Below are 26,236 nucleotides of genomic sequence, written 5' to 3' on the forward strand. Positions count from 1 at the left end.
CGATCGAAGCGTCGCGAAGCTCGCATCTGTCAAAATCACTCCATGACTCCAACCACGCCACGCCGGTACGGCGGCATGAGCGCAGACCAACGGGCAGTTCAACGGCGCGAGAGTTTGCTCGAAGCAGGATTGGACGTGTTTGCCGCTACCGGAAAAAGTGGCGCCACGATGACAGCCATCTGTAGCCGCGCCAAGCTGACGGAACGATACTTCTACGAAAGCTTCACCGGCAGAGACGATCTACTGCAGAAAGTTCTGGACGGTATCGCCGACGAAGTTCGGCAGGCAGGGTTGACCGCACTTCGAGCGAACACCGGAACACTGGAGGAACGCGTACGAAATGCAATCTCATCATTCGTCACCATCCTTACCGAGGATCCGCGCAAGGGACGGGTTGCGATGATCGAATCGGCTGCGTTCGAGCCGCTGCGCACCCACCGTCGCGCCGCGCTGCGGGGTTTCGCTCAGATGGTCGCAGACGAAGCCACCCGAATGTACGGCGATCGAGCGTGGCCACCACACCAGGGAGAAATCAACGGCCTCTTGTTCGTCGGTGGCTTGGCCGAGCTGGTCACCGCATGGCTGAACGACGAAATCGCCATCACGCCCGAGGAAATCGTCGACGCGGCCACCTACCAATTCACCTCCACAGCCCACCGCTGACGGCCCGTCCCGAAACTTACGACAGTGTGTCCTGCGCCGATTTACGAGAATCGAGAACTGCCTCGTACAGTTCGCGTTTGCTGACGCCGCCGACGGCCAACTCCGCGCATGCATCCTTGAGCCGCATCCCCGACTCAACCAGTTCTTCTACTTCACCGATCAGATCTTCCGGTTCTGCGGCAACGGGCTGCGCTCCGGCGAGCACGACGGTGATCTCGCCGCGAACCCCGTCAGCGGCCCACTCTGCCAGCTCGCCGAGCGTGCCACGCTTGACTTCCTCGTACGTCTTCGTCAGCTCCCTGCAGACCGCAGCACGTCGATCCGGGCCTAGGACTGCGACGGCGTCGTCGAGACTGGCAGCAAGACGGTGAGGCGCCTCGAAGAACACACAGGCACGCGATTCCGTCCGCAAGGACTCGAAAAAGGTTCGCCGCTGGCCCTGCTTGCGCGGTGGGAACCCGTCGAAGCAGAACCGTTCGACGGGTAGTCCGGACAGCGCGAGTGCGGTGGTCACCGCGGAAGGGCCCGGCAGACAGGTGACCGGAAGGTCGGCCTCGACGCAGGCGGCCACCAGTCGGTAACCAGGGTCGCTGACGGACGGCATACCCGCGTCGGTGACCAACAAGACCGACTTCTCGGCACGGATCGCGTCGAGCAGCCCGGGAAGACGCGCGGTTTCGACCTGGTCGTAGAAGCTGATCACCTTGCCGGTGATGGTCACCCCGAGCGAACTCGCCAGCTGTTTGGTTCTCCTGGTGTCTTCTGCTGCGACGACGTCGGCCGTGGCCAGTGCGTCGCGCAGTCGCTGGGACGCATCACCCACGTCGCCCATGGGTGTTGCGGCAAGGATCAGCATGCACCCATCATCCCCCACACCGACCTTCTCGCATTCCGCTGCGCCGCCTACGATCGGCATGTGACCCTGTCGACCGATGCGCGCCCCGTCGTCACTCCCGGGCCCACCGTTGCGGCGGCCGACTATTACCGCGATACCGATCGTCGACGCGGGTGGATCGTCACTCTCGTTCTCACTGCCATCGCCGCCATCACCCGTTTCGCGATTCTGCGTTACCCCACCGATGCCGGCACACCGGTCTTCGACGAGAAGCATTACGCCCCGCAAGGATGGCAGGTGCTCACCGGCGGTGGGGTCGAGGACAACCCCGCTTACGGACTCGTGGTGCATCCGCCCGTAGGCAAGCAATTGATCGCAGCCGGGGAAGCACTGTTCGGCTACAACGGTTGGGGTTGGCGGTTCTCGGCAGCCCTGTTCGGAACCCTGTTGGTACTGATCGTGATTCGGATAGTACGACGGATGGCGCGGTCGACGCTGGTGGGAGCGATCGCCGGCGTCCTACTGATCGCCGACGGCGTCACATTCGTCTCCTCACGCGTCGGCATGCTCGACATCTTCTTGGCGTTCTTCGTCACCGCGGCTCTGGGTTGCCTGGTGGTCGATCGAGACGACGTCCGTGAACGCATGGCGAAGGTGCGAAGCGAAGGACGTATCAAGGCAAGCGAATTCGGGCCCAGGCTCGGTGTCCGCTGGTGGCGTTTCGGCGCCGGAATCATGCTCGGTCTCGCCTGCGGAACCAAGTGGTCCGGGATGTACTTCATCGCGTTCTTCGGACTGTTGTGCGTCGGATTCGACGTCGCGGCGCGGCGCGCGAACGGAGTGTCGCGGCCCTGGATCGGTACCGCAGTTCGAGACATCGGACCGTCGCTGTACGCCCTCGTCGTAGTGCCGTTGATCGTCTACTTATGCACGTACTCAGGGTGGTTCGCCAGCGAAACCGGAGTCGATCGCCATGCCGTCGGGAATCAGATCGGTACGGGCGGGCTGTTCTCGTTCGTCCCGGATGCACTGCGCTCATTGTGGTATTACAGCGGCAATGTTCTGACCTTCCACGAGGGTCTCACCAATTCTGTGGGCAACCGTCACCCGTGGGAATCGAAGCCGTGGTCGTGGCCGATGGGCTTGCGCCCGATGCTGTACTACTTCGCCGACGGTGAGCAAGTGCAGGGCTGCTCGGCGTCGTCGTGCGTCAAGGCCATCATGCTGATCGGTACACCGGCCATGTGGTGGCTCGCGGTGCCGATGCTCGCGTGGGGATTGTGGATGTTCCTGGTCCGGCGAGATTGGCGGTTCGCCGCAGTCGTCGTTGGGTACGCCGCAGGATTTCTGCCGTGGTTCATCACGCTCGATCGGCAGATGTACTACTTCTACGCAGTCGCGATGGCCCCGTTCATGGTTATGGGCTTCGCCTTGATACTCGGGCAGATCATCGGCCGCGCTCGCGCATCAGCCGAACGTAGAGGCACTGGGCTACTACTGGTGTGCCTCTACGTCGGTCTGGTGGTCGCGAACTTCATCTGGTTGTGGCCGATTCTGACCGCGATGCCGATCTCACCGGAACTGTGGCAGCAGCAACTTTGGCTGCCGAGCTGGCGCTAGCGACGTTTGCGCATTTTCGCCAAGCTCGTCTTGCCTCCGGAGACCCCGTCGAGGCTGAATCGTCCGGCGCCGACTGCCGCCAACAACAAAGATCCGACCCCGAGCGCTAGTACCAGTTCGTAGCCACCCTCGCCGACGAAGACCCCCATGTCGTAGTGCACGAACAAGAATGCCCCCAGCATGTCGACGAAGAGCAGAATGCCGACGATCGGAGTGAAGATGCCGAGAACGAGTGCGACTCCGCCGATGAGCTCGACGAAGGTTGCGAAGTAGGCGGACAAACCGGGTAGCGGGACGCCCATTCCGTCGAAGCCTGCTTTGGTGGCGTCGAGACCGTTGGTGTTGAGTTTTTGCCAACCGTGGGCGATGAAGATGATGCCGAGACCGAGTCGGGCCATCAGCATTGCGACGTCACGGAAGATGTTCGAGTTCATATCAGTTCCTTCGGGGCGGCAGCGAGACACGGCAACTTTGACACGGCGAGGTTGAAGCGTCAACTCGATGCGAGAGCCACATCGACGAGATCTCGCACTCGGGCGTCGGACAACCCCAATGCCCGAAGCTCTGCCACATACGTCATCGCTGCCCGGGCGGCACTGTCTTCGGTGGGATCACCTCCGGAAGCAATGAACGTACCGAGCCGACCACGGGCCTCGATGACTCCCTGATGCTCCAGTTCCCGGTAGGCCTTCGCCACCGTGTGCGGCGCTATCGAAAGCTCCGCAGCCAATCCCCGAACCGTGGGAATCTTCGTCTCTGCGATCAATTCTCCGCTTCGCACCAGATCGAGAACTCCAACGCGGAGCTGCTCGTACAGTGGGGTTTTGGATGCTGGATCGAGGTGCACTCGCATATGGACCCTTTGCTTTCGTGCGCCTGCAGAACCAGGACAGTCAGAGGGCATCTTCCAGGCGTACCCCACCCGAAGTCAACATCAGGGTCTTACCGACTGTCGACGGCGTTTCGATCAATGCTGCAATTACCTTTGCAACATCGCCGCGCGGCACAGTCCCTCGCTCGAGCGGCGGCTCCGACAAGGCGATATGCGCCGTGGCCTCCTCGTCGGTCAATCCGCCCGGACGAAGAATGGTCCAGTCGAGTTTTGTTCTGGCCTTCAAGTCCTCTTCAGCCGCCGTCTTGGCTGCCATATACGCCTTCCAGCTGTCCTCGGCGTCATCGGCTACCGGCTCACCTGCACCGAAGGAACTGATCTGCACGAATCGCTTGACTCCGGCCTTCTCCGCGGCATCGGCCAGGAGCACCGAACCTGCTCGGTCCACCGAATCCTTTCTCGCGGCCCCGCCCGATCCACCCGACCCGGCAGCGAACACGACCGCGTCGGCGCCGGCGAGAACTGCGGCTGCCTCGTCGACGGTCGCAGTTCCAGATCGAGCACCACGGGAAGGGCACCCAGTGACTCCACCGCACTCGAGTGCTCGGGATTGCGAATCAATGCGACCGCGCGGTCGCCATGCGCTGTGAGCACCTGAATCAGGTGTTGCGCGATCTTTCCGTGACCTCCAGCGATAACCACTCTTAAATCCGTCATGTCAAGTCGCCTACCCTGGTGGCAGAATCAACAAACATGGCTTCTACTGCGATTATCTACCACAACCCGCGCTGCAACACCTCTCGGACTGCGTTGAAGATCATCGAAGAATCCGGGCTGGAACCGACGATCGTCAGATACCTGGACACACCGCCGACGAAGGACGGTCTCCGCAAGCTTCTCGACGACGCCGGCCTTTCTGCGTCGCAAGCAATTCGCAAGCAGGAGCCGGTCTACAAAGAACTCGACTTGGCTCACGCCTCCGAGGACGAACTCATCAAGGCGATGGTCGAGCATCCCATTCTCATCGAACGGCCGATCGTGGTGACGGACCAGGGAACGGTGCTGGCGCGACCAGCGGACAGGGTCCGCGAAGTTTTGTAATGCGATGTTTCCGGTGGGCATCGATGCCGGGCCTGCCATTCATACAGGGGGCTCGAGCGAATCGCGTGCCACCGGGCACGACATGCACCGCGGCCCGCCACGTCCGGAGCCCAATTCCGAACCGCTGATCCGCAGTACCTCGATGCCCGACGCCTCCAGCCTGGCGTTGGTCTCGACATTGCGTTCATAAGCAACGACGACACCGGGGGCAAGGGCGAGGGTGTTGTTCCCGTCGTCCCACTGCTCGCGTTCGGCGGTGACGTGGTCGAGTCCGGTATCGATGACTCGGAGCTTGCCGATTCCCATCGCTGCAGCTGCAGCCTCCAGAAACGGATCAGCACCGCGGATGGAAACGCCGGCGTCTTCTCGACGAATCGTGTACGCCGACAGCGTGTCCTGAATGGCCGGATACATCACGACGGCATCGACGTCGACCATCGTGCACACAGTGTCCAGATGCATGGACGCACGCTCTTGCGCGATAGGAACAACCAACACCGTGTGCGCCAAGTCATCCTCGATCAGGCTGCGAGCCAATGCTTCTGCACCGGCAGGCGTGGTGCGCTCCCCTACCCCGACGGCCACCACACCCGGGGCGAGCAACAGCACATCGCCTCCTTCGACCGGAGCCGTCCGCGACTCGTAGGCGCGCCGAATACCGAGGAACCTCGGATGGAACGCATAGATCAGATCGGTCAAGGTCGTCTCGCGCAGCCGAGCTGGCAACGCCAGGGACGTGATCGCGACGCGATTACCGATCCAGAACGACGAGTCACGCGTGAACAGCAGATTCGGCAGCGGGTCGATGATGAAATCCGCTCCGTGGTGCATCCGACGAACCAATGACGCACCACTGAGTTCGGGGTCACCACTCTCCGCTTCCAGAAGCTCGTCGAACGTCATGCCTGCCATGAGGATCTGCGCCAGCTCCGCGGCAGGGACCCCTCGCAGATGTGCGGAAAGATCATGCGCCAACGCGCGGCCGAGACGCCGCTCGTTCACCGCCGCCGAAATACCCTGCATCCGCGCTGCTCCGCTCACCGTCATCGCCTCGGTGAGCAACGTCGACAACAGCAGCACTTCGACGTCGCGTCCTCGCAGCAGTTCCGCGAACGCGTCGTGCTCCTCCTGCGCTCGATCGACCCACGGAATACCGTCGAACAGCAGCTGATCGCTGTTGCGGGGTGTGAGACGTCGCAGTTCGTCGCCCGGGCGGTGAAGCATCACCGTACGTAATGGTCCGACCTCGGAATCAGCGCCGAGTTCTGCAGTCATCACTCAACCGTAATGCGCTGTGCGCAACCTTGGGCCATTCACCGAACCGACGAACTACTTCCGAAGCAGCTTGCTGAACTGATCGTTGGCCTTCTGCAGCACGAACTCGTACGGTGGTGCGAACTTGCGTGCCCACCAGTAGGCGAACCGAATGTCGTTGGACGAGTAAACCAGATAGCGATTCTTCACAATGCCTGTCAGGATCGCGTCGGCGACCTTCTCCGGTTCGACGGCACGCGCCTCGAACCGATGTTGCAGCTTCTGCACCCGCGGATCGTCACGGTCGACCCCCGCGATGTCCACGGTGTCGACCAGGCCTGTCTTGACTCCACCTGGCACGACGAGACTCACCCCGATGCCGTGCCGCTTCAGGTCGTATCGCAGCACTTCGGATGCGCCGCGCAGACCGTATTTGCTCGCACTGTAAGCGGCATGCCACGGCAAGGGGATCAGCCCGGCGGCCGAAGAGACGTTCACCAGGTGTCCACCCCGGCCGGCTTTCACCATCGGCGGCAGGAAGTTCTCGATGACATGGATCGGCCCCATCAGATTTACATCGATCATGGACTTCCAGTGCCGATGCTCGAGATGCTCCACCGTTCCCCACGCAGCAATTCCAGCGACGTTCATGACGATGTCGAGGCTGCCACCTTCTGCGTGGACTTCGTCTGCGAATGTCGTCACATCTTCGTACACCGAAATATCGAATGCTTCTGAGCGAGAAACCTTTCCACCTGCGGACCGGACGGCGTCGACGGTGCCCTTCAGACCTACGCCGTTGATGTCTGTGAGTACGAGTTCGGCACCTGCAGCACCGGCCGCGAGTGCTGTCGCACGGCCGATCCCGCTCCCTGCCCCGGTGATGAACGTCTTCTTACCGCGTAAATCGGTGATGCCCATGTCGGTGTCTCTTCTCCCACACTCTCGGCGGCGTCCTGCTGTGCGTTCCTGACCGCACCCTACGCGTCGACCGAGTGGTCACGGGGAACACCGAGTTGTCACAGGAAACAAAAGCGGAGGACACTGCCAGAGCAGACAAGACGAGGAGATGACCATGGCACTGGTGTCCCGAGGATTCCACGGAAAGCGTCGCGGCAACGACGGCCGCACCCCACCAGGTCAGTATCTGGTCGATGATTTCCCCGTCTTGTCCGTCGGTCCGACGCCCAGGGTGGACACGGACCGGTGGCAGTTCACCATCTCCACCGAGATGGGCTCGAAGCATCAGTGGAGTTGGCAGCAGATGCGTGCGCTGCCGGAAGAGAAGCCGACAGTGGATATCCACTGTGTCACCAAGTGGTCGAAACTCGACACTCGGTGGCGTGGAGTCTCGCTCGACACGCTTCTCGACGGTATCGAAACGCAGGCCACGCACGTCATGGCGCACAGCCACGACGGTTACACCACCAATCTCCCCCTTTCCGATCTACGCGGCGGAAAAGCCTGGCTTGCATACACATTCGACGGTAAGCCGTTGTCTCCCGAACACGGAGGCCCAGCTCGACTCCTGGTGCCGCACCTGTACTTCTGGAAGTCCGCGAAATGGATCGAGAAGTTGACGCTACTCATGCGGGACGAACCGGGTTTCTGGGAGCGCAACGGTTATCACGACTACGGCGACCCGTGGCAGGAACAGCGATATCAGGGAGATTGAGCTCACCATGGAGTGGCTCGTCGCGACACTTGTCGAGAAGATTTTCGAAACGAACACTGCCTGCACACTGATCTACGACGTCGAAGGTTGGGCCGGACACCAGCCAGGTCAGCATGTCGACGTTCGGCTCACCGCCGAGGACGGGTACAGCGCGCAACGAAGTTACTCTCTCGCTCAACCGAGCGACGGTGACCGAATTGCGTTGACGGTTCAGACCGTCGCCGACGGCGAGGTATCGCCCTACCTGACGTCCACGCTGGAGATCGGCGAGCAGATCGAGCTGCGCGGGCCGATCGGTGGTTGGTTCGTCTGGAACGAAACCCGCCAGTCCCCGGTCCTGCTGATTGCGGGAGGATCTGGCATCGTGCCGCTCATGGCGATGACGCGGGCCCGCAGTCGCAGCGCGAGGAAGACTCCGTTCCGGTTGATCTATTCGGTCAGGTCTCCGGTGGACTTGATCTACGCCCGAGAGCTCCGCTCACTGCCGGAGGGCGTCGACGTCGACTATCGCTTCACCCGCGAGGCGCCGCCGGAATACGACGGCCGGGTGGGCCGGCTGACTGCGCAGGATCTGGCGTCGGACAAATGGCAGCCGGACTCTTCGCCGGACTGCTTTGTCTGCGGTCCTACCGGTTTCGTGGAGTCGGCTGCCGACATGCTCGTAGAACTAGGTCATGCGCCGTACCGGATCAGAACGGAACGATTCGGTACGACCTGAACCGGTAGCTCACAAGCGTCGCGACATCTCGTCGCGATACTCGTTCACCGTCTGCTCGATTCGCTCGGCATCTGCTTCCGCTCCGCGCCGACGTGCGTCGTCGGCGCGACTCTGCAAGGTGCCGATTGCTTTTCGGAGCTCGGTGTCGGACATTACACGGTAACTCGTTGCGTGGCTCATATCACACAGTGTCCGCTCGGCATCGACCCTTAGCAAGCCTGCTCAGACGTGAGCTCTACGCGTTGGAGAATTCCTCGGACGGCACGAAGCTCGAGAGACTGCGCGCGGCGAACTCGCGGAAGTAGCCGAGCTTGTTCGGCGGAACGAGTGAAGGAAGCACGGTGTTCCACACCTTCTCCATACGGGACGGTGCGCTCTCCAGCGCGGACTGAGCCTCGGACACCATCAATACACCCGCGAGCATCTCGCATACGAGAAGCGAAGCGTTTCCGGAGTCGAGGTGATCGGCGACGTCACCGTGTTCGATCGCCCGATCGAAGAGATGCTCGAAAATGTTTCCCCAGGTGCAAAAAACACTGCCCCTTGCGGTTTCGGACCCGTCGATCTCCATCTGCAGCCGATACATCACGCGGACCAGAGGATCGGAAGCCGCCAACTCCAGCACGGAGTACGAAATGCCGATGACCGACTCCAGGGCAGGCGATCGACTGTCGACCAAACCGGCGCACGCAGTCGATACACGCTCGTGACCTTCGTCGACAATGGCGCGGGCAAGCTCTTCCTTCGAGGCGAAGTGGAAGTACAAGGCGCCCTTCGTGACGCCTGACTGTGCGGACACCTGACTCAGTGTCGCGTTCGCGTGCCCGACATCGAGAAAAAGATCCGCTGCTGCACGAAGTGCGGCCGCGCGTGTTGCTTCCGCTCTCAGTTGCCTAACCATGATCGTTCACCCCTGCCCATTTGCCTACCATGACACCTACGCTGTTCAGCGTGGACATCCGAGTCACAGGAATCCGTAGTCTCGAACTCACTGAACCCGTATCTCGCAGGGTAATACTAACCACAACTAAGTCCATAATGTGATTGAAGGCGACCCAATGGGGCGAACACCTCACGGAATCAGATAACAACCGAGATAAAGAGTTCCACTTCGCCGGAATGTGTAACGACTTCGACATCTTCTTTATATGCCCGAAATAACGTTCCGGATTCAGTTGCCTCATCGACCTGGGCCCAGACATCGTCGATAGGGTCGCGAAGATTACCGCTCGGTACGAACCTTGCGAATATTCCGCTCGGGACTTGCAAGAACACGTCCCCGACAGGCACATCACTCGGTGACTCATACGGTAAACCGATCACCACGTTGTAGTCCCCGAGCTCGTCTGGAACGAAGACCGTACTGACTGCAATAGGGTCGGCCGATCTGTCTCGAATGCGTTCTCGCAGAAAGCGAAACAGCTCACTATTACTGGATTCGGAGCTCGGAACGGAAAGTGGGGCTACCAACCCACCGAACAACTCTGCACTGCGCGCGGTCACGCTGAACGTCATGCCGACCGCCCTGCGGAATCCAGCGGCAAGTACAAATCGATTTTGTATGCGTGTGGGTAACACTCGTAGTCGCCGGTGAACAGTCGCTTGATCTCACCCTGCTCTTCGGCGTGATCGATCTGTTTCCACAACCGCGTCATGACGTCGGGGAAATGGCCCACCGCCGAGAACTTCGCGTACTTGGTACGCGGCACCCTGGCCACCAGATGCCCCCGGGTAACTTGACTCAAAGAAGTGCAGCGATAACCGACTATTTGCGTATTGTAAGAACCTATACCGGGTGCGAAGTCTGTATAAATGGACGCGAGCGGACCGGAAATTTCCTGCTTCAGGACCGAAGACCACGCACGATTGAGCGCCGGATCGTTCAACCTGCCCAACGCCCGCTTGGGGCTACGAACAGGAAGACCGGCGACCCACGTTTCCTCGAGGTCGACAATCTCGAAAGTCATTCATTCTCCAGATAGCTCTCAGTGCGCACGTTCGAGATTGCTGGGCCGGGCTGACGTTTCCCGGTTCGTCGCCCACTGACTCTGATCTCAACTTGTCAGCAAGACTACCGGTCGGAGACCTCTTTGTTCACACGACGCTCACCTGTCACTCGAGGCGGCACCGCGAGCGCAGACCGAACGCTCCGCAGTCCGGTGCCCACATTGTGGCCCAAAACAAAAAAGGGCCCCACCCGAGAAGCTCGGAATGGGGCCTGAACTGCGGTTTCAAGGGTGGAGCTGAGGGGAATCGAACCCCTGACCTTCTCGATGCGAACGAGACGCGCTACCAACTGCGCCACAGCCCCTGGTGCAGCGTTTCTCACTGCTGCGCAACCCTATCAAAAGGATCGGAAGCCGTGGAACGTCAGGCCCCGGATGCCCGCCGGACGCCAGGACTCTCGCGCGCCGACTGCTGAAAAGGCTCGTCGTAGTGATCGAGATGCTCGAACTCCGGGTCTTCGTCATCGATTTCGAGCACTACGGCACCGGGCCGCCGCAGTCGCTGTGGAACGAGCCGGAGCTCTTCGTCGGTGCGTGATTCCACACCGAGACGTGAGCGACCCGCTCGGGTCATGCGCCGCCGTCGGATCTCCTGCTCGATATGGACCTGCCGACGCAGGTAGTAGAGGTATCCAGCGAGGGCTGCGACCGAAAGGGTGCAAGCCCACCACAACATCGGCGTCATGATTACCGCGAGAGCACCGGTCGCGATGACGGCGAAGATCAACCCGAGTACTGCACGCTGCCGGAAGGAGTACCGAGCGGCGCTTGCAATCGCATCAGCTTCGGCGTCGAAGCCGCCGCGTCCTCGACGGCTCGGAACGTAAGCACGTTCGGCGTCGTCCGTGTCTGTTTCTTCGGTCTCTGCAAGAGTGTCCATCGGGTCCTCCGCGTCGGTGCTCGGTGCGTTTCGTCCGAAGACGACGCCGGCGGGTGCCGATGTGCGCTCGTCGTACTCGGGTCGCCAGTCGGGGTCGCTTGCGTGTCCGGCGGCAGGTCCCCGTTGGGGCCTCGTGGTTCCACCGCGGTACAGAACTCGGGTCGCGAGGGCGACGTCGGATGTCTGCATGATGCGTGGGCGCTTGCTCATCATCATCGGCAGCAGGACGAACAACCAGATTGCGACAAGACCGATCCAGATGATCGAGTTGGGCATATCAGCGTTCTCCTCTCATGCCTGTTGGGTCCGACATCTATGACGTCTTCAGGCTATGCGGAAGTTGCTGCCGAACCTCGACGACGCGCCGACCCAGATTACACACACGTAACTCCAGTCACATCTGTCACGAGTGGACACGTCCGAGTTCTAGGCCCAGGCCGCCCGTCCAGTGCGCACCAACCGGTCCGCGACGGTGCCCTGAACCTCGTTGGAAGTCAGCGCCACCAGGAGGTGATCGCGCCAGCGCCCATCGACGTCGAGGTAGTCCCTCAGGAGTCCTTCTTCACGGAACCCGACGTTGCGTAGTACAGCTTGGCTCGGAAGGTTCTCCGGTCGCACTGTTGCTTCGACGCGGTGGAGTCCGAGCGGACCGAAACAATGATCGAGACCTATGGCCAACGCTGCCGTGGCAACGCCGCGACCATTGACGTCCTTGGCCACCCAATACCCGATCCATGCAGATTTAAGCGCACCACGAATGATGTTGCCGACAGTCATTTGTCCACAGAATTCACCGTCGACCTCGATGGCCATCGGCAGCATGTGGCCCTTACGAGCTTCGGACTTGAGCCCGGAGCACAAGGCGGGCCATGACGAGATGTGGTGTCGTGCGGCCCACGAGCCCTCGCCTGTCGGTTCCCACGGCTCCAGATGGTCGCGATCACGGAGTCGGAGCCGACTCCAGGCACCCGCATCCCGGAGCTTCACTGGGCGGAGGGTGACGTTGCCCCCGGCAACAGTGAGGGGTCCCAGTTTCGCCGGCCAACCTGGGTGGCTCGACCACGTGCGCGGCATCTGTCGACATTAGCGCCTTGGGCGGGGCCGCTGCACCATCGCCGCGGAGTCGTTACCCCCGTTGGGCGAGGAAAGCTACGTCGACTTCTTCGCCCGTTCTGATTTCGGTGACATTCGGCTCGATGACCACGAGACAGTTGGCCTCGGCGAGAGTGGCGAGCAGGTGTGAGGAGGATCCGGGCGCGCCACCGAGCGCCTGTACGAGGTATTCACCAGAGCCTTCGTCACGCATCAGCTGACCGCGCAGAAAGCCCTTGCGGTCCTCGATGGAGGTGATCGGCGCGACCGTTCGCGCAGTCACTGTGCGACGCATCGGCTGGCGACGACCGAGTGCGATGCGAATCAACGGCCGCACCATGATTTCGAACACCACGAGTGCACTGACCGGGTTGGCGGGAAGTAAGAAGGTCGGTACCTCGTCGCGGCCCAGTTGCCCGAAACCCTGCACCGAACCCGGATGCATCGCAACACGTTCGACTTCGAGATCACCGAGGTCCGACAGTGCCTCCCGGACACTGTCGGAGGCGCCGCCACCGACTGCACCGGCAATGACGACGATCTCGGAGCGAATGAGTTGGCCTTCGACAACTTCACGTAACCGTTTGGGGTCACCGCTGACAATTCCGACGCGGTTGACGTCTGCGCCGGCGTCACGTGCCGCGGCCGCAAGCGCATAGGAGTTGACGTCGTAGACCTGGCCGGGTCCCGGGGTGCGGTCGGTGTCGACGAGTTCTCCGCCGACAGAAATAACCGACAGGCGTGGTCGCGGATGGACCAGTACCTTGTCACGCCCCACGGCAGCGAGCAGACCGACCTGGGCTGCGCCGATGATGGTTCCTGCCCGCACAGCAACGTCACCCGGCTGTACGTCGTCCCCGATCTTGCGGACGTAGTCGCCCGAGCGCACCGGTCGATATACCTTCACTCGCGCCCGTCCCGCATCGGTGCGGTCCAGCGGGAGTACTGCGTCGGCGAGCGTCGGGAGCGGTGCACCGGTGTCCACCCGCACAGCCTGCCGCGGTTGCAGCCGAATTGGTTGCCTCGAGCCGGCGGTGACCTCCCCGACCACAGGCAGCGTCAACTCGATGCGCTCGTCGTCCTCGTTGCGCAAGTCGGTTCCAGCGGAGGCGACATCGACGCTGCGCACTGCGTAACCGTCGATCGCTGCTTGGTCGAAACCCGGCAGGGGTCGCTCGGTGACCACTTCCTCGGCGCACAACAAGCCCTGCGCTTCCGAGATCGCTACTCGGACAGGCCGTGGAGCGACCGCCGCAGCGGTCACTCTGGTCTGCTGATCTTCAACCGAGCGCATCTGGCCCCTTCTCTATCTCTGTACTCCGGGCCTATTCATACGTGGTGAGTTGCGGCGCCCAATCGTCACTCAGACGTTCGGTCAGCCATTCACGCAAAGACGGACCGTAATCATCGCGTTCGAGTGCAAAGTCAACCGCAGCGCGTAGGTATCCCCCGGGATTTCCGAGGTCGTGTCGGGAACCGCGATGTACGACGACGTGGACCGGATGACCCTCGTCGATCAACAGCGCGATGGCGTCGGTGAGCTGAATCTCGCCACCAGCACCCGGCTCGATGCGTCGCAAGGCGTCGAAAATCGCTCGATCGAGCAGATAGCGGCCTGCCGCAGCGAACAGTGACGGCGCATCTTCACGCTTGGGCTTCTCGACCATGCCGGTCACCTTGAGGACATTCGGGTTCACCGCGTCGGGCACGGTTTCGACGGAGAAGACTCCGTAGGAGGAGACATCTTCTTCGGGTACTTCGAAGGCGCACAGCACGGTGCCGCCGCGCTTGGCACGCACCCGGGACATCACGTCGAGTACACCTCGGGGAAGAACGAGGTCGTCGGGCAGCAGGACTGCCACGGCGTCTTCGTCGTCGTCGAGTACTTCTTCGGCACATGCGACGGCGTGCCCGAGCCCCAGAGGCTCGGATTGCACGACAGATTGGACATCGAGGAGCGAGGGAGCGACGCGGACCTTCGCGAGCATCTTCAACTTGCCGCTTTTCTCGAGCTTCGTCTCGAGAACGAGATCCTCGACGAAGTGCGCGACGACGCCGTCCTTACCGGGCGAGGTGACGATAACGAGACGCTCGGCGCCGGAGTCGGCCGCTTCACCTGCAACGAGTTCGATTCCTGGTGTGTCTACGACCGGAAGCAGTTCCTTGGGAACGGTTTTGGTGGCAGGCAAAAAGCGTGTCCCCATGCCGGCGGCCGGAACGATCGCTGTCCGAAAGTGCCCTTGATGCCCGACATGCGTTATCGGAGCGTCTGCTGCGGCTTCTGTCATGCTGCCCACCTTATCCATGGTCACCGCGGATCTCGCTCCGCGCCTGCCGACTGTTCCCGAGGTGCCTAGGCTCGACCCATGTTGCTGAAGACGATGCTGCTGGTAATGCTGTGAAACCGATCTCCAAGAAGGAGTGGCGCCTACGCGTCCTCGCATCTCGCCGTAACTCGACCGCGATGACCCGTGAAGACGAGTCGCTGAAACTCTGTCATGCCGCAGCCGAATCGGTGTGTGGCGCGTCCGCTGTTGCGGCCTATGTCCCGGTGGGAAGCGAACCGGGGTCGCTGGACATGCTCGACGCGCTTCGCCTTCGATCCCCGGTTGTACTGGTCCCTGTGGCCAGGGAACCAGGGCCTTTGCAGTGGGCAGAGTACACAGGGCGCGAAAATCTGAAGGCCGCGCAATACGGCCTGTACGAACCGACGGGACCACCGTTGCCTTCCGCGCGAGTCGCGACGTGCGATGTGGTGTTCGTGCCTGCGCTAGCCGTAGATCGACGCGGAGTCAGGCTGGGTCGGGGTGCCGGCTTCTATGATCGAACACTCGATCTGGTCCCTGCCGGAACCCCGGTCATAGCGGTAGTTCGCGACTCGGAGTTGGTAGACGAACTCCCCGAGGAACCGCATGATCGTCGCGCCTCCCACGCCCTCACCCCGTCCGGCGGCCTCATTGTCTTGAGTCGGGAATAGCCGCCTGAATGGCAGCGTTGGCAGTCATGACTGTAGAGTGCTAATGCTCTCTCCTTCTCGGAGAAGTTCCAGCAGTTTTTTCGGCACACCAGTGGTCTCGACCGAGCAATGGCGAAATCTCCATGGTGACCAGTCGAGCAGTTGACCAGTGGACCAGCGCGGAGGAACATCGATGCCCACCTATTCATACGCCTGCACCGAGTGCGAGAACCGGTTCGACATTGTGCAGTCGTTCAGCGAGGACTCACTGACTGTGTGCCCGCAGTGCAGCGGCAAGTTGCGGAAACTGTTCAATTCGGTCGGAATCGTGTTCAAGGGAACCGGGTTCTACCGGACCGACAGTCGTAGCGGCGCCAGCACAGCCAGCGAAAGCGCGGGCGAATCGAAGAGCGACAAGAGCGATTCCGCACCGGCGAAGACCGATGCGAAAGCCAAGGAGTCCAGCTCGAGCAGCGCGCCTTCGACGCCGAGCACCTCCTCTTCGACACCGTCGAAAGCAGCGGCAACCTCGTAGTTTCTCGTTTGTCCACAGGCCTCGGCGTTATCCACAGCCGGGGCCTGTTTCGACTGCTGATGCAGACAGTCCGTCGTTACGGTGAATCTCATGCCACAGCGACATGCTCGTCTCGATTCCACAATGTTGGATCGACTACTTGTTCGGCCGGGCTGGACTCGCACCGTGCTCGTCCGCCGCTCGACGGCTGGGGCCCTTGCCTTTCTGGCGGCTGTGTTGTTCGTCAGGGATGCCGCTGCGACAGATCGCGTACCGATTGTCGTTGCGGCCCGCGATCTGGCTCCGGGTAGGCCCCTCCAGCCCGAGGACGTCCGGATTGCCGGCTACGAGCCGGGAACTGTTCCCAACGGCGTAATCACCGATATCGACGAAGCGACGACACATACAGTGGCGGGCCCGATCCGTGCCGGTGAACCTCTCACCGATGTCCGTCTCCTCACACCGCGGTTGGCGGGGGCAGCGCTCGGTTCGGCCGATGGCCGAATCGTGCCCGTCCGCCTGACCGACGCCGCGGTCACAGATCTCTTACGCGAGGGCGACATCGTCGACGTGCTGACTGTCCAGGCCGACGGGGACGGCGGTGAACAGAGTGCGCGAATTTTGACGACCGATTCCGTCGTCGTACTGATTTCGGAGAAAGACGCACGTCAGCGAAGCAGCGACCGAGTTGTACTCGTGGCGATGTCACCTGAGGATGCGACGGTTGTTGCCGCCGCATCCCTGGTCAGCTCACTGACCGTGACGTTCCACTGACAGTGAGCCCGTGCCTGCCATCCGAGGGTGAATCTTTCATATCCGACGCCTCGGTGTCGTCGACGTCCACCGAGCGGGCATCGAAGTGACCGGCGTAGGTCGCGAAGGTCGTGAACACCAGCGCACCGATCCGATCGGTGAAGACGATTTTGACGCCGAAAGAATCCGAGTTGTTGTCGCGACGGTGGCTTTCGAGAAAGACATCGCTGTGCAGGCTGTCGTCCGAGCGCAGAGGTCGATGCTCGATGGTGCGCTGTTCGGTCAGGCTCAGGACATAGGAATCGAATTCCGCGAAGACTTCTCGGAGCACGTACGACGCTGCGGATGTCGCCAGGTTTCGCTCCGCGTCGGCCCTGTGCTCCGTGTCCTCCACGTCAGCGGCTTTGGGGAACATCCACAGCAGATCCGATTGGTCTGCGCGTGTGGAGGCCGGATCGTAGAACTCGGACAGCCGGTGCCGCTTGCCCAGCACGCCTTCGATCCAGTCGCTCGAAGGCGCAAAAGTAGCGGCTCTGTGACGACTCATAGCGGCATCCTATCCCGCCACAAGTTTGCACATCGAATACTGAGACAGATCACAGGAAGTAGTGGCATTCGATCCTGGTGACGACGCATCGATCGGACGCGTCGTCACCTGAGCACATGCATTCGGATTTCAGCCAATACTGAAGGGCTGTCCCCAGAGCGTCACAGTGGACGTCACCGCATCGTTTTCGATGGTGACGTCTACGTACGAACGGGCCTCCGCGAAGCCTGCGCAGCCAGACACACTCAAGGTTTCGTCGGCGAAGGTGAAGCCGCCTCCGTTGCCTTCGAACGGGAAGTCGTTGTCCGTTTCGGTCGCAACGGTGACGCCATCGATTTTCGCATTTGTCTCGTCGGCGACCAGCTTGACGTCGTTGAGCTGTCCCGGCGCGAGCTCCAGGTCGAGGCCTGCGCCGATCTCATAGGTGTTGGGCTGGGTACGGTCGATTTTCAACGAACTCAAGTCACCCGGTTCGACCGAAATGGTATTTCCCTGACCGAAGGTGGCGCCCACTCCGCCGCCGATGCCTGCTGCGAAATCGACCTGGCACCCGACGAGAAAGCCTGGTTCGATCTTTCCGCCACCGGGGTTGGAGGTCTCGACTGTGTAGTTGCCCGTCACCCACACGTTGCGCTGTGTCGGCGTGGCACCCATGGACGGAGAGATGAGCCCGCTTTGGCCGAAGCCTTTGACCGTCACCACTGTTCCGTCGATGAGAGTCTTGCTGATCTCGTTGTCCGGCAACGGCACGAACGTATCTGCGCTCGCTGCACCTGCCGACCAGAATCCGATTGCGACGGCACCGACCGCCCCGAGTGCTGCGATGCGCGCAGCAACAGTTCTGTTGTTCTTCACTGTGTCTGTTCCCCTCTAGGTCCTACGAAGTTCGAAAGTCTCAGCCGAGGCTGAACGGCTGGCCGTACAGAGTGCCTTTGTATCGGTAGTTTCCGGTGAGCTCGAGTGTTGTGTAGGACCGAGCCTGCGCGAATCCTCCACAGTTCTGGACCGAGATCGCGACGTCCTGGTACTGGATTGCCGTAGTCGGTCCCGACACATCCTTGGATGCTATTTCGATCGCGGCGACTTCGCGGTCCTGCAACGGAATGTCGAAGTCGGCACCGCCACCGATCTTGTTCTCGGTCTCACCTTCTCCGCCGATCAAGAAGGGAATGGGGAACAGAGTGATGATGTTGGTGTTGCCACCCTCGATACCGGCATCGAAATTCAACCCGAATTCGAGATCGGTCATATCGAGTTGGCATCCCACCAAGTAACCGGTCTTCAATGTTCCGGTCGAACCTTCGGGAACCTCGGACAGTGCCGTGCCGGTGGCCCACGCGTTTCGGTTCAGTCCGTTGAAAGCAATTTGAGGCGCAACCTTTGCGGACTCGTCGAAGTGCGCAATCTTGTAGGGGCCGGCTACTTTCTCGCCGTTGGCCAATGGGACAAAAGTTTCTGCGTTGGCGGCACCGGCGGACAGCAGTCCGATACCTACGGACGCCACTGCCCCGAGTGCGGCCAGCCGGCCGAACCTGCGCAGCGCGAAAAAGCGAGACTCGTTCATGGTTCCCCTCATGCAGCGTCAACTGAAAAGATTTTGCAATCCGACGGCCCTCACATGAAGCGAGGCGTTTCCCGGGGAAGGCTACTGGACGTTCGGCCTGCCGTCATGAGCAAACGGAATCAATTTTTACAAGAACGTTATAGAGACAACAATCGAAGGACCAGCCGGCTTTCGCCCTGAACGTCGCTCATTCCGTTAACCTTTTCCAATAGCGCTATGCCGTCCATCGGCTCGACAGTACTCGAGGAGAATCATGCTCAAGGGATTCAAGGACTTCCTGCTCCGCGGAAATGTCGTCGATCTGGCCGTCGCGGTGGTCGTCGGCGCTGCGTTCACAGCCATCGTCACCGCGTTCACGACCAACATCGTAAACCCGCTCATCGCGGCCCTCGGCGGTTCCAACGAATACGGGTGGGGATTCCAAATCACCTCGAGCCCTGAGACATTCGTCAATGTAGGCGCCGTGATCACGGCGGTCATCAACTTCATCATCCTCGCTGCAGTGGTGTATTTCGTACTCGTCCTGCCGGTGACTACCGCCAAGAAGCGGTTCGTCAGCGAACCCGACAAGGAACTCAGCGACGTCGACGTCCTCGTTCAGATTCGAGACATGCTGGCCGGTGGAACCGACGTCGGCCGCAGGCTCTCGACACCCGCGGATGACACCGGCGGCAGCGGCGAGGCAGTAGGCGATGCCGAAAATTCGGGCGGCGGATTGCACAGCAAGTAAGAAAAAACTTTTAGGACAATGGCCCGCTTCCCCTGATCCCCTCAGCGGAAACGGGCCTTCGGCCTACCTGAACCATCCGAGAGGTTGTACCGCCATCCCTCGGACAGTGAGATTTCGAAACTCCTACGCCAAGCAGTTCACAGGGACAATTCCCCGGTTCACTCCAGGATCAGAACTTTTGCAGTGGAAACTCAGCCAAAGTGACCGTCGTACCGTCGTTGCCGCACGATGCTGCCACCGCCTCCGAGTTGTCGACGAACGCCTGACCCGAGGCGCTGTCGGCCTCGGTGAGTTCGAGCGAATCCTTCGGCAGCGCCGAGACAAGCGCTTCGATGTTCGCTTTCACCTCCTCCTCGGCCTGATCGGCGAGCGGGGAGATCTTGGCGAGCGCCGTGTCTTTGTCCGCGGTCCACTGGACGGGGTCCCCGCCGACACCGGGGCCGGTTGTGGCGAGTGTCGTCAGTTCGTCGTGCGCAGATTTGAACTGTGCGCAGACATCGGCGTTCGCGCCCGAGGCCGAGCTGTCCGCCGATTCGCCACTGCCGCAACCGACTAGAGCAACCATGCCGGCAAAGGCAACGACGGGAATGAAAGTGAAGCGCATTAATTATCAGCCGTTTCTCGCGCACCGGAGCCCGCCGGGTCCGGTGCACGCATTCAGAGGAAGTTGGGGACGAACAAATCGGGCCCGTCCGGAATAACTCCGGACGGGCCCGATCAGGTTCAGCGCATCAGCGCTGGGGTGTGAAGCTTTCGATCAACCGATCGAGATCAGTTGAAGGTCCACGGGACACCGTAGGTGACAGCAACGTCACCGGTGGAGCTGGTGACCGAGACATACGGGCGAACGCGAACGTTGCCGAGGATGCCGGTCGCGGTGCCGTGAGCGTTGGCGATCTGGATGGTGCCCGAAGCGCCTTCGGCGTCACCCTCGGTGCCCTGGATGCTGCCTGAAGCGGCGGTGGCGTCGACGATGCCGGGTCCGGGAGCGATATCCGCGGAGAAGCCAGCCTGCGGGAGAACGTTACCGAGGGACAGCGACGGAGATGCCTCGGAGATGGTTGCACCCAGCGAAGGCGTCTTGTATTCGAACGTCACCTTGCCGCCGAGGCTTGCCGGGTAGCCGACCTGGTAGCCGATGGCCACGGTGCCGTCGAAGTCTGCGGCGTCAGGTCCGGTAACGGTCCAGCCTGCGGTGCCGTTGGCGAACCACTCGCGGGTGAGCGGGTTGCCGTCGAGCGGCGAGACGCTGTTGATGAAGGTGTCGGACAGCGACACGGTGATGGTGTTGCCGTTGGCGTCGACGACCGTGTTGGTGCTGTCGACTGCGGCGGATGCGGTACCGGTGCCGAGCACCAGGCCGATAACCGAAGCGCCTGCTGCAACTGCAACGCTCATGGACTTGAACCCACGGCTACGCCGCGACTTCTGGATCTCCGTCATTTACTTCCTCATCATGTTCAGTCCCAGCACAGTCGCACGGGAAGCTTGTGGCTTTCACCCTCGGTTCACGACGGCAGCATTGCCGAGAATCCCCGAGCAGAACTTCGATCCTCGGATCGCGTTCTTTGTCAGTTCCGACCCAAAGACGTCGAACGTGTAAGTCCACGTCCTTGAAACCGGAAGCTGAGGGGAACATTAGAGGAGTTGCCGGATCGTGACAATCCCTACGATTGCCCGACGAAGGTGTCCCGTTCGTGATGTGTTTCGGGCAGGTGAACGACGTTGACAACATACTGACGAGTAACGCAGAACACATTTTCGGCGCCCGTGGCCGACCCGTTACAAACCTCACCGAGGAGCACACACGGCTTGAAGTGGGCAGACACTCAAGTAACACGCCTCACACTGTCGCCGAACGCCCCGAATATGAGGATTGAAATCACCGTGATCGGAAGCGCGACACCCATTTCGGGCTGACAAACAGTGCTAAAAACACGTAAACAACAAATGAACACACGTTCGATGCCACACGGAAAACGTGTCCTAGATCACATCAATAGTGGTGTGGCGGACGCTCCCGATCGAACCACTGGTCCGATCTCGTGTCCTCTGCGCCCGCCTGTTCATCGCCTGTCGTTTCCGGGAGGACGTCACCGAAGATACGAGCGAGCCGAGCCCGTTCGATTCGGGCTCGGCTCTCGTCGTGCTTCTCGTTGCTGTGCTCGGCCATGAAAGGAGGCCTCCTACTCAGGCGTCCAGGCCGGAAAGGTCGGCGATGACCTGACTCGCCAATGGGGTCAGCGTCGCCATGCCGTCACGGATCGCGGCCCGCGAGGACGCGAGATTCACCACCAGTGTGCTGCCGGAAACCCCGACGAGCCCACGAGACAGACCAGCGTCGAGAGTGCCCGCCGCAAGCCCGGACGATCGGAGGGCCTCACTGATGCCCGGAATCTCTCGATCCAAAACCTCGGCAGTGACGTCTGGAGTCACATCCCGCGGTGAGACGCCGGTTCCGCCGATCGACACGACCAGATCGACGCCACCGATGACAGCGGTGTTGAGCGCATTGCGCACATCGACCTCATCCGATGTCACGGCAACAACGCCGTCGACCAAGAATCCTGCTTCGGTGAGCAACTCTGTGACCAATGGGCCGGTCGAGTCCTGTTCACTGCTGTGTGCGGTCCGATCGTCCACGATCACGACCAACGCCCGTCCAGCCAGAGGTGCCTCTATTTCCATAGTGCTTACCGTAGTAGTAGCGCGCTGCCCGGACTCACGCTGTGCGTAAATCGTTGCAACTGTCGTCAGCGAATCGGTATCGGACCACATCAGCGACCACCAGGGAATCCGGGGATCTGCAGTGGTGACTGCGACTCCGATTCGGACGGCGCCTGTACTGCACCGGTCTGCGGCTCGGCGGTTCCGAGGGTCACCTCGACAGTCTTGTCCTTACCGCCTTCGTTGTAGGTGATCTTCACCGAATCGCCGGGGGCGTGCGAACGCACGGCTGCAATAAGAGCGTCACCACTTGAAATCACCCGATCATCGACCTTGGTGATGACAGCACCCTTGGGAATACCAGCTGCGGCCGCTGGACTCCCCTCGGTCACCTCGACCACCGTCGCACCGTTCGCATCGTCCTGTGAGGGGACCTGAACACCGATCATGGCCTGTGTCGCCTTACCGGTCTTGCTCAGCTCATCGGCTATGCGCTTGGCCTGATCGACCGGAATCGCGAAGCCAAGTCCGATGGAGCCGCTCTGAGCGCCCGAGGACTTGCTTCCGCCGAGTGAGGCGATTGCAGTGTTGATGCCGATCAGCTGCCCCTCGGTATCGACCAGTGCGCCACCGGAGTTGCCGGGGTTGATAGCAGCATCGGTCTGAATGGCATCGATCACCGAGTTCTGGTTGCCCGACTCACCGCTGGTCGACACCGGACGGTTCAGCGCGGACACGATACCTGTGGTCACGGTCCCGGCAAGCCCGAGCGGTGAACCGATTGCCACAACCTGTTGCCCCACCTCGAGGTTCGACGAAGTGCCGAGTTCGATCGGGGTCAACCCTGTCTTGCCTTGCACCTTGATGACCGCCATGTCGGAAACAGCATCCGCGCCCACCAAAGTTGCATCTGCAATCGATCCGTCCGAGAAGGCGACGGTCAGTTTACCGTTGGCGCCTGCGCCGGTAGCGACGTGATTGTTGGTGAGAACAAGTCCGTCCGAGGACAGAATGACGCCGGAGCCTTCTCCCTCGGCCTGGCTTCCCTTGACCTGAATCTGCACGACACTCGGCAGAACCTTGTTCGCTACAGCCTGAACCGAGCCGTCGGGGAAGTTGGCGGCAGGTTGCGCCGCAGTGACGTTGGAGTTGAGCGAATTCGTTACTCCGCCAGTGCCGTTGGCGTTGTTGGTAGCTATTGCCCCTACCGCGCCACCGATTCCGCCGCCGACCAGAACCAGCGCGATAGCTCCGGCGACAAGAGTGGTTCGGCCGGGCCGGGCCTTGAGCGCAGCGGGCGCCTGGGTAGTCGCCTCGTGATGCTGTGGTGCAGCATGCTGGTTGTAGCCGTAGCTCTGCTGGGGGTACGGATTCTGACCGTATGACGGGCTTCCGTACTGACCGGTGGCCTGCTGCTGGCTATGCGGATGCTGCTGCGGAGGAAATTGCTGGGTGGAGTGCTGATCCGACGGATTCTGGGCAGTGGGATCCGCTTTCGGATGCTCGGGGTTATGCCCGGAGTCTGTGCGATCGTCGCTCATCAGTTGGTACTTCTTTCATTAGAAACCTCGGTCGAGGTCGCCCGCCTTTGTTATCGGTAACAATGCCGGTTGCTTCTGAGAGCGTGCTGAGATGCGCCTATTGATTTCCCGAGACTCTCCAAATCCAATCCGGGACGCGAAAGTCAGATATCCGAAGCCGTCGGCACGATCTGCGGATCCACCTCCCCCGGCAATACGATTCGAATCAGTGCACCCCCACGTTCGGACACCTCCACACCGATGGTGCCACCGTGTTTGACAACAACTTGCCGAACTATCGCAAGCCCCAATCCGGACCCGGGCATAGACCTCGACGCAGTCGATCTGTAGAAGCGATCGAACACGAGTTCGCGATCCTCTTCGGGAATCCCCGGTCCGCCATCGTCGACGGTGAGTTCCATGAGTCCATCAGCGATCTTGCGCATCACCACGCGGACCTCACCGCCGGCGGGACTCCACTTGGCAGCGTTGTCGAGAACATTGAGCACCGCTCGCGACAACCCAGCCTGATCCCCATAGACGAACCACGGCTCGAGGGTCGCGACGAAGTCGATTTCGTTGCGACGCCGTCGTACACGCTCGAGACTGCGGGCGACGGCGTCGGCAAGATCCACACGCTCGAAAACCGTCTCAGGTGTGTCTTCACGGGCTAGGTCTACGAGATCCCCGACGAGTGTGGACAATTCCTGGATCTGCGCGACTACGTCGGTGCGCAACTCAGCCATGTCCTCATCCGGAATCGACGGGGCGCCGGGGCGGCCCGAGGCGATCAGCAATTCCATGTTGGTGCGCAACGACGTCAAGGGGGTGCGGAGTTCGTGACCAGCATCGGCGACGAGTCGACTCTGACGCCCTCTGGATTCAGCCAAGGCTCGGAGCATCGTGTTGAAACTCTCGGTGAGACGAGCCAATTCGTCGTCACCGGTGACAGGAATCGGCGTCAGATCATCGGTGCGGGCGACGCGTTCGGCCGCCGCAGTCAATCTCGCAATCGGACGTAACCCGGTGCGGCCCACAGCCATTCCAGCACCGGCAGCAAGCGCGACACCGCCACCGCCCACGAACAGCAGAACCCACGCGAGCCGATCGAGCACCTCGCCAGTGGGAGAGAGCCGTTGTGCAATGACAATTGTGCTGCCGTCCTGTGTGCGCTGACTGAGCACTCGCTGCCCGTCGACCGTTCGCAAAGAAAGATCACTCTTCCCTTCGGCGACAGCGACTTCCGCGTCTCCGATCGGCACCTTGGAACCTGGCGGCACATACTTGGTGAGATCGGGATAGATCAGCGCCACCGAGACGTCGGTGCTGTACAACGTCGCACCAGCAACGTACCGGGGGTCGAATGTGACCAGATTGCTGTTGACCAACGCGTCTGCCCGGCTTCGAAGCTGGTTGTCGACGTCCCCGTACAACGCCCGCGATACGACGGCGTAGGCCGCAATCGCCATCACCGCCACGGCGATAGCCACCACCGACGCGGCCAACAACGTCACTCGCCAACGCAACGACACCGTCCGCGTCAACGGCATGGGAGGACGCATCGCCGACGGGTCCGACACTGCCTGCGCGGGCGGCCGACGCCCGAAGGGAGCAACCATTACGGAGGCGTCTCGCGGAGCACGTAGCCGACTCCCCGGACCGTATGAATCAACCGAGATTCGCCCTCTGCTTCGGTCTTACGTCGCAGATAGCCCACATACACCTCGAGAGCGTTCCCCGACGTCGGGAAGTCGTATCCCCACACCTCTTCGAGGATTCGACTGCGTGTCAGTACTCGACGCGGGTTCATGATCAACATTTCCATGAGCGAGAACTCGGTTCGCGTCAGGCTGATCGACCGTTCACCGCGGGTCACCTCGCGGGTGACCGGATCCAATGAGAGATCGGCGAACTCCATTGCTTCCGATTCTCCGTCGGCATCCATCGCGGTCCGACGAAGCAGCGCGCGCAATCGAGCCAACAATTCCTCGAGCGCGAACGGCTTGGGCAGATAGTCGTCGGCACCGGCGTCGAGACCGGCCACGCGCTCGGACACCGAGTCACGGGCAGTGAGTACCAGAATCGGCAGGTCGTCACCGACACTACGTAGGCGTCGGCACACTTCGAGCCCGTCGAGACGGGGCATCATCACGTCGAGGACGAGCGCATCCGGGCGTTCCGCGGCAATTTTCTCCAGTGCATCCAAACCGTCGACAGCAATGTCGACGGTGTAACCGTTGAAGGTGAGGGATCTCCTGAGCGAGTCACGGACCGCTCGATCGTCGTCGACAACCAGAATGCGCATTCGT

Annotated in this window: 32 protein-coding genes, 1 tRNA gene and 1 pseudogene; 9 read left to right on the plus strand and 25 right to left on the minus strand. The window is 61.3% G+C overall.

Annotated elements, in window-relative coordinates; all coding sequences use genetic code 11:
* Positions 1 to 42 precede the first annotated feature (42 nt).
* Positions 43 to 663, plus strand: coding sequence for a TetR/AcrR family transcriptional regulator (locus O1W68_RS00765; protein ID WP_269301003.1), 621 nt, complete (start codon positions 43 to 45; stop codon positions 661 to 663).
* Between the two features lie 16 nt (positions 664 to 679).
* On the opposite strand, the gene rsmI is transcribed toward O1W68_RS00765, so the two are convergent.
* On the minus strand, positions 680 to 1,519 hold the full coding sequence (rsmI, locus tag O1W68_RS00770; protein WP_269301746.1) for a 16S rRNA (cytidine(1402)-2'-O)-methyltransferase: 840 nt from the start codon (positions 1,517 to 1,519) through the stop codon (positions 680 to 682).
* A gap of 60 nt (positions 1,520 to 1,579) precedes the next feature.
* Between rsmI and O1W68_RS00775 the strand changes: the two genes are divergently transcribed.
* Positions 1,580 to 3,118: a dolichyl-phosphate-mannose--protein mannosyltransferase gene (locus tag O1W68_RS00775; protein WP_269301004.1), complete on the plus strand. Its 1,539-nt coding sequence runs from the start codon at positions 1,580 to 1,582 to the stop codon at positions 3,116 to 3,118.
* Here the strand turns inward: O1W68_RS00775 and O1W68_RS00780 are convergent.
* The 3 genes and pseudogenes from O1W68_RS00780 to O1W68_RS00790 form a co-directional block, all read right to left on the minus strand.
* Entirely contained in the window at positions 3,115 to 3,552 is a 438-nt protein-coding gene (locus tag O1W68_RS00780) for a DoxX family protein (RefSeq protein ID WP_269301005.1), read from the minus strand. The two genes, O1W68_RS00775 and O1W68_RS00780, sit on opposite strands and share 4 nt — an antisense overlap.
* A 59-nt stretch (positions 3,553 to 3,611) precedes the next feature.
* Positions 3,612 to 3,971, minus strand: a complete 360-nt coding sequence (locus tag O1W68_RS00785) for a GntR family transcriptional regulator (RefSeq protein ID WP_269301006.1) — start codon at positions 3,969 to 3,971, stop codon at positions 3,612 to 3,614.
* A gap of 40 nt (positions 3,972 to 4,011) precedes the next feature.
* Positions 4,012 to 4,667: pseudogene (locus O1W68_RS00790) on the minus strand (NAD(P)H-binding protein).
* Positions 4,668 to 4,703: 36 nt separating this feature from the next.
* Here O1W68_RS00790 and arsC point away from each other — a divergent pair.
* On the plus strand, positions 4,704 to 5,051 hold the full coding sequence (gene arsC / locus O1W68_RS00795) for an arsenate reductase (glutaredoxin) (protein WP_269301007.1): 348 nt from the start codon (positions 4,704 to 4,706) through the stop codon (positions 5,049 to 5,051).
* Positions 5,052 to 5,090: 39 nt separating this feature from the next.
* Here arsC and arcA read toward each other — a convergent pair whose 3' ends face one another.
* Together arcA and O1W68_RS00805 are read right to left on the minus strand one after the other, a co-directional pair.
* The gene (arcA, locus tag O1W68_RS00800; RefSeq protein ID WP_269301008.1) at positions 5,091 to 6,326 is read right to left on the minus strand and encodes an arginine deiminase; all 1,236 of its coding nucleotides are present in this window, start codon (positions 6,324 to 6,326) and stop codon (positions 5,091 to 5,093) included.
* 54 nt (positions 6,327 to 6,380) lie between these two features.
* The gene (locus tag O1W68_RS00805; protein ID WP_269301009.1) at positions 6,381 to 7,226 is read right to left on the minus strand and encodes an SDR family oxidoreductase; all 846 of its coding nucleotides are present in this window, start codon (positions 7,224 to 7,226) and stop codon (positions 6,381 to 6,383) included.
* Between the two features lie 154 nt (positions 7,227 to 7,380).
* Here O1W68_RS00805 and O1W68_RS00810 point away from each other — a divergent pair, with 154 nt between their 5' ends.
* Together O1W68_RS00810 and O1W68_RS00815 are read left to right on the plus strand one after the other, a co-directional pair.
* On the plus strand, positions 7,381 to 7,980 hold the full coding sequence (locus tag O1W68_RS00810; protein WP_269301010.1) for a sulfite oxidase-like oxidoreductase: 600 nt from the start codon (positions 7,381 to 7,383) through the stop codon (positions 7,978 to 7,980).
* Positions 7,981 to 7,987: 7 nt separating this feature from the next.
* Entirely contained in the window at positions 7,988 to 8,698 is a 711-nt protein-coding gene (locus O1W68_RS00815; protein WP_269301011.1) for a ferredoxin reductase, read from the plus strand.
* Between the two features lie 9 nt (positions 8,699 to 8,707).
* Here the strand turns inward: O1W68_RS00815 and O1W68_RS00820 are convergent, their stop codons facing one another.
* The 9 genes from O1W68_RS00820 to O1W68_RS00860 all read right to left on the minus strand — a co-directional run bounded on the left by O1W68_RS00820 (position 8,708) and on the right by O1W68_RS00860 (position 14,964).
* Positions 8,708 to 8,851 (minus strand): hypothetical protein, encoded by a 144-nt coding sequence (locus O1W68_RS00820; RefSeq protein ID WP_269301012.1) that lies wholly within the window; start codon positions 8,849 to 8,851, stop codon positions 8,708 to 8,710.
* An 82-nt stretch (positions 8,852 to 8,933) separates the two neighbouring features.
* Positions 8,934 to 9,599 (minus strand): ScbR family autoregulator-binding transcription factor, encoded by a 666-nt coding sequence (locus O1W68_RS00825; protein WP_186629071.1) that lies wholly within the window; start codon positions 9,597 to 9,599, stop codon positions 8,934 to 8,936.
* Between the two features lie 179 nt (positions 9,600 to 9,778).
* Complete coding sequence (locus O1W68_RS00830; RefSeq protein WP_269301013.1) at positions 9,779 to 10,213, minus strand: effector binding domain-containing protein; 435 nt, start codon at positions 10,211 to 10,213, stop codon at positions 9,779 to 9,781.
* Positions 10,210 to 10,665 (minus strand): GyrI-like domain-containing protein, encoded by a 456-nt coding sequence (locus O1W68_RS00835; protein WP_269301014.1) that lies wholly within the window; start codon positions 10,663 to 10,665, stop codon positions 10,210 to 10,212. Before O1W68_RS00835 ends, O1W68_RS00830 begins: the two co-directional genes overlap by 4 nt.
* A gap of 271 nt (positions 10,666 to 10,936) precedes the next feature.
* Positions 10,937 to 11,009, minus strand: a tRNA-Ala gene (locus O1W68_RS00840).
* A 59-nt stretch (positions 11,010 to 11,068) separates the two neighbouring features.
* Positions 11,069 to 11,860 (minus strand): divisome protein SepX/GlpR, encoded by a 792-nt coding sequence (gene sepX / locus O1W68_RS00845; RefSeq protein ID WP_269301015.1) that lies wholly within the window; start codon positions 11,858 to 11,860, stop codon positions 11,069 to 11,071.
* Between the two features lie 150 nt (positions 11,861 to 12,010).
* The gene (locus O1W68_RS00850; protein ID WP_136169741.1) at positions 12,011 to 12,658 is read right to left on the minus strand and encodes a GNAT family N-acetyltransferase; all 648 of its coding nucleotides are present in this window, start codon (positions 12,656 to 12,658) and stop codon (positions 12,011 to 12,013) included.
* A gap of 52 nt (positions 12,659 to 12,710) precedes the next feature.
* Positions 12,711 to 13,970: a molybdotransferase-like divisome protein Glp gene (glp, locus tag O1W68_RS00855; protein WP_269301016.1), complete on the minus strand. Its 1,260-nt coding sequence runs from the start codon at positions 13,968 to 13,970 to the stop codon at positions 12,711 to 12,713.
* 31 nt (positions 13,971 to 14,001) lie between these two features.
* Positions 14,002 to 14,964, minus strand: a complete 963-nt coding sequence (locus tag O1W68_RS00860; RefSeq protein ID WP_269301017.1) for a UTP--glucose-1-phosphate uridylyltransferase — start codon at positions 14,962 to 14,964, stop codon at positions 14,002 to 14,004.
* Between the two features lie 119 nt (positions 14,965 to 15,083).
* On the opposite strand from O1W68_RS00860, the gene O1W68_RS00865 reads away from it, so the two are divergent.
* The 3 genes from O1W68_RS00865 to O1W68_RS00875 all read left to right on the plus strand — a co-directional run bounded on the left by O1W68_RS00865 (position 15,084) and on the right by O1W68_RS00875 (position 16,920).
* Positions 15,084 to 15,653 (plus strand): 5-formyltetrahydrofolate cyclo-ligase, encoded by a 570-nt coding sequence (locus tag O1W68_RS00865; protein WP_442972272.1) that lies wholly within the window; start codon positions 15,084 to 15,086, stop codon positions 15,651 to 15,653.
* A gap of 172 nt (positions 15,654 to 15,825) precedes the next feature.
* Positions 15,826 to 16,167: an FmdB family zinc ribbon protein gene (locus tag O1W68_RS00870; RefSeq protein ID WP_269301019.1), complete on the plus strand. Its 342-nt coding sequence runs from the start codon at positions 15,826 to 15,828 to the stop codon at positions 16,165 to 16,167.
* Positions 16,168 to 16,257: 90 nt separating this feature from the next.
* Complete coding sequence (locus O1W68_RS00875; RefSeq protein ID WP_269301020.1) at positions 16,258 to 16,920, plus strand: SAF domain-containing protein; 663 nt, start codon at positions 16,258 to 16,260, stop codon at positions 16,918 to 16,920.
* Here O1W68_RS00875 and O1W68_RS00880 read toward each other — a convergent pair.
* The 3 genes from O1W68_RS00880 to O1W68_RS00890 form a co-directional block, all read right to left on the minus strand.
* Positions 16,892 to 17,446 carry a hypothetical protein gene (locus O1W68_RS00880; RefSeq protein ID WP_269301021.1) on the minus strand — a complete coding sequence of 185 codons (555 nt, stop codon included), beginning with the start codon at positions 17,444 to 17,446 and terminating at the stop codon, positions 16,892 to 16,894. The two genes, O1W68_RS00875 and O1W68_RS00880, sit on opposite strands and share 29 nt — an antisense overlap.
* Positions 17,447 to 17,575: 129 nt before the next feature.
* A complete protein-coding gene (locus tag O1W68_RS00885; protein ID WP_269301022.1) occupies positions 17,576 to 18,301 on the minus strand; it encodes an MspA family porin in 726 nt (241 codons plus the stop codon).
* Positions 18,302 to 18,341: 40 nt separating this feature from the next.
* The gene (locus tag O1W68_RS00890; protein ID WP_269301023.1) at positions 18,342 to 19,010 is read right to left on the minus strand and encodes an MspA family porin; all 669 of its coding nucleotides are present in this window, start codon (positions 19,008 to 19,010) and stop codon (positions 18,342 to 18,344) included.
* A 253-nt stretch (positions 19,011 to 19,263) separates the two neighbouring features.
* Here O1W68_RS00890 and mscL point away from each other — a divergent pair, with 253 nt between their 5' ends.
* Positions 19,264 to 19,740 (plus strand): large conductance mechanosensitive channel protein MscL, encoded by a 477-nt coding sequence (gene mscL, locus O1W68_RS00895; protein ID WP_269301024.1) that lies wholly within the window; start codon positions 19,264 to 19,266, stop codon positions 19,738 to 19,740.
* A gap of 169 nt (positions 19,741 to 19,909) precedes the next feature.
* Here the strand turns inward: mscL and O1W68_RS00900 are convergent, their stop codons facing one another.
* The 7 genes from O1W68_RS00900 to O1W68_RS00930 form a co-directional block, all read right to left on the minus strand.
* Positions 19,910 to 20,305 (minus strand): hypothetical protein, encoded by a 396-nt coding sequence (locus O1W68_RS00900; protein ID WP_269301025.1) that lies wholly within the window; start codon positions 20,303 to 20,305, stop codon positions 19,910 to 19,912.
* Between the two features lie 206 nt (positions 20,306 to 20,511).
* Positions 20,512 to 21,138 carry an MspA family porin gene (locus O1W68_RS00905; protein ID WP_269301026.1) on the minus strand — a complete coding sequence of 209 codons (627 nt, stop codon included), beginning with the start codon at positions 21,136 to 21,138 and terminating at the stop codon, positions 20,512 to 20,514.
* Positions 21,139 to 21,736: 598 nt separating this feature from the next.
* On the minus strand, positions 21,737 to 21,913 hold the full coding sequence (locus tag O1W68_RS00910; RefSeq protein ID WP_269301027.1) for a hypothetical protein: 177 nt from the start codon (positions 21,911 to 21,913) through the stop codon (positions 21,737 to 21,739).
* Positions 21,914 to 21,930: 17 nt separating this feature from the next.
* On the minus strand, positions 21,931 to 22,428 hold the full coding sequence (locus O1W68_RS00915; protein ID WP_269301747.1) for a MogA/MoaB family molybdenum cofactor biosynthesis protein: 498 nt from the start codon (positions 22,426 to 22,428) through the stop codon (positions 21,931 to 21,933).
* 89 nt (positions 22,429 to 22,517) lie between these two features.
* Entirely contained in the window at positions 22,518 to 23,948 is a 1,431-nt protein-coding gene (locus tag O1W68_RS00920; RefSeq protein WP_269301028.1) for a S1C family serine protease, read from the minus strand.
* 143 nt (positions 23,949 to 24,091) lie between these two features.
* Positions 24,092 to 25,546, minus strand: coding sequence for a HAMP domain-containing sensor histidine kinase (locus O1W68_RS00925; RefSeq protein WP_269301029.1), 1,455 nt, complete (start codon positions 25,544 to 25,546; stop codon positions 24,092 to 24,094).
* Positions 25,546 to 26,232, minus strand: a complete 687-nt coding sequence (locus tag O1W68_RS00930) for a response regulator transcription factor (protein ID WP_269301030.1) — start codon at positions 26,230 to 26,232, stop codon at positions 25,546 to 25,548. The genes O1W68_RS00925 and O1W68_RS00930 overlap by 1 nt, the downstream gene beginning before the upstream one ends.
* Between the last annotated feature and the right edge of the window lie 4 nt (positions 26,233 to 26,236).

This window comes from Rhodococcus sp. H36-A4, from assembly GCF_027158005.1.
Lineage (GTDB): Bacteria > Actinomycetota > Actinomycetes > Mycobacteriales > Mycobacteriaceae > Rhodococcoides.

Coding starts and splice junctions, on each gene's coding strand:
- O1W68_RS00910 (WP_269301027.1), bottom strand. CDS start 21,913: ATGGCCGAGCACAGCAACGAGAAGCACGACGAGAGCCGAGCCCGAATC.
- arsC (WP_269301007.1), top strand. CDS start 4,704: ATGGCTTCTACTGCGATTATCTACCACAACCCGCGCTGCAACACCTCT.
- O1W68_RS00925 (WP_269301029.1), bottom strand. CDS start 25,546: ATGGTTGCTCCCTTCGGGCGTCGGCCGCCCGCGCAGGCAGTGTCGGAC.
- O1W68_RS00805 (WP_269301009.1), bottom strand. CDS start 7,226: ATGGGCATCACCGATTTACGCGGTAAGAAGACGTTCATCACCGGGGCA.
- O1W68_RS00890 (WP_269301023.1), bottom strand. CDS start 19,010: ATGAACGAGTCTCGCTTTTTCGCGCTGCGCAGGTTCGGCCGGCTGGCC.
- O1W68_RS00870 (WP_269301019.1), top strand. CDS start 15,826: ATGCCCACCTATTCATACGCCTGCACCGAGTGCGAGAACCGGTTCGAC.
- O1W68_RS00915 (WP_269301747.1), bottom strand. CDS start 22,428: ATGGAAATAGAGGCACCTCTGGCTGGACGGGCGTTGGTCGTGATCGTG.
- O1W68_RS00785 (WP_269301006.1), bottom strand. CDS start 3,971: ATGCGAGTGCACCTCGATCCAGCATCCAAAACCCCACTGTACGAGCAG.
- sepX (WP_269301015.1), bottom strand. CDS start 11,860: ATGCCCAACTCGATCATCTGGATCGGTCTTGTCGCAATCTGGTTGTTC.
- O1W68_RS00880 (WP_269301021.1), bottom strand. CDS start 17,446: ATGAGTCGTCACAGAGCCGCTACTTTTGCGCCTTCGAGCGACTGGATC.
- O1W68_RS00860 (WP_269301017.1), bottom strand. CDS start 14,964: ATGACAGAAGCCGCAGCAGACGCTCCGATAACGCATGTCGGGCATCAA.
- O1W68_RS00810 (WP_269301010.1), top strand. CDS start 7,381: ATGGCACTGGTGTCCCGAGGATTCCACGGAAAGCGTCGCGGCAACGAC.
- O1W68_RS00920 (WP_269301028.1), bottom strand. CDS start 23,948: ATGAGCGACGATCGCACAGACTCCGGGCATAACCCCGAGCATCCGAAA.
- O1W68_RS00820 (WP_269301012.1), bottom strand. CDS start 8,851: ATGTCCGACACCGAGCTCCGAAAAGCAATCGGCACCTTGCAGAGTCGC.
- O1W68_RS00850 (WP_136169741.1), bottom strand. CDS start 12,658: ATGCCGCGCACGTGGTCGAGCCACCCAGGTTGGCCGGCGAAACTGGGA.
- O1W68_RS00825 (WP_186629071.1), bottom strand. CDS start 9,599: ATGGTTAGGCAACTGAGAGCGGAAGCAACACGCGCGGCCGCACTTCGT.
- O1W68_RS00765 (WP_269301003.1), top strand. CDS start 43: ATGACTCCAACCACGCCACGCCGGTACGGCGGCATGAGCGCAGACCAA.
- O1W68_RS00875 (WP_269301020.1), top strand. CDS start 16,258: ATGCCACAGCGACATGCTCGTCTCGATTCCACAATGTTGGATCGACTA.
- mscL (WP_269301024.1), top strand. CDS start 19,264: ATGCTCAAGGGATTCAAGGACTTCCTGCTCCGCGGAAATGTCGTCGAT.
- O1W68_RS00830 (WP_269301013.1), bottom strand. CDS start 10,213: ATGACGTTCAGCGTGACCGCGCGCAGTGCAGAGTTGTTCGGTGGGTTG.
- O1W68_RS00835 (WP_269301014.1), bottom strand. CDS start 10,665: ATGACTTTCGAGATTGTCGACCTCGAGGAAACGTGGGTCGCCGGTCTT.
- O1W68_RS00900 (WP_269301025.1), bottom strand. CDS start 20,305: ATGGTTGCTCTAGTCGGTTGCGGCAGTGGCGAATCGGCGGACAGCTCG.
- arcA (WP_269301008.1), bottom strand. CDS start 6,326: ATGACTGCAGAACTCGGCGCTGATTCCGAGGTCGGACCATTACGTACG.
- rsmI (WP_269301746.1), bottom strand. CDS start 1,519: ATGCTGATCCTTGCCGCAACACCCATGGGCGACGTGGGTGATGCGTCC.
- O1W68_RS00930 (WP_269301030.1), bottom strand. CDS start 26,232: ATGCGCATTCTGGTTGTCGACGACGATCGAGCGGTCCGTGACTCGCTC.
- O1W68_RS00905 (WP_269301026.1), bottom strand. CDS start 21,138: ATGAGCGTTGCAGTTGCAGCAGGCGCTTCGGTTATCGGCCTGGTGCTC.
- glp (WP_269301016.1), bottom strand. CDS start 13,970: ATGCGCTCGGTTGAAGATCAGCAGACCAGAGTGACCGCTGCGGCGGTC.
- O1W68_RS00815 (WP_269301011.1), top strand. CDS start 7,988: ATGGAGTGGCTCGTCGCGACACTTGTCGAGAAGATTTTCGAAACGAAC.
- O1W68_RS00780 (WP_269301005.1), bottom strand. CDS start 3,552: ATGAACTCGAACATCTTCCGTGACGTCGCAATGCTGATGGCCCGACTC.